The organism is Paracoccus sp. Z118 (assembly GCF_019061185.1).
In the GTDB taxonomy this organism is placed as follows: Bacteria; Pseudomonadota; Alphaproteobacteria; order Rhodobacterales; family Rhodobacteraceae; genus Paracoccus.
In genome coordinates this window covers 1-396 of record NZ_JAHQZU010000139.1, presented here as the reverse complement: position 1 = coordinate 396, position 396 = coordinate 1, and the positions used below count along the sequence as shown (strand labels likewise).

General features: G+C 69.7%; 1 protein-coding gene. It reads left to right on the top strand.

Going from position 1 to position 396, the window contains the following annotated elements:
- On the top strand, positions 1 to 396 hold a 396-nt coding region (locus KTN05_RS17895), incomplete at both ends, for an energy-coupling factor ABC transporter ATP-binding protein (RefSeq protein WP_217330703.1).

Below are 396 nucleotides of genomic sequence, written 5' to 3'. Positions count from 1 at the left end.
GTGGTCGGGCGCAACGGGTCGGGCAAGAGCACGCTCGCGCGGGTGCTGGCGGGGCTGGTGAAGCCGAGCGCCGGGCAGGTCCGGGTCGGCGGCGTTGATGTGTTCCGCGACCGCCGTGCGGCGCTCGGCACCGTCGGCATCCTGTTCCAGAACCCGGAGCACCAGATCATCTTTCCCCCCGTCGGCGAGGAAATCGCCTTCGGGCTGCGCCAGCAGGGCATGGGCAAGGCGCAGGCGGCCGAGCGCACCGAAGCCGTGCTGGCTTCGTTCGACAAGCTGCACTGGAAGGACGCCATCGTCGCGACGCTTTCGCAGGGGCAGAAGCACCTCGTCTGCATGATGGCGGTGCTTGCGATGCGGCCCCGGCTGCTGATCCTCGACGAACCCTATGCGGGG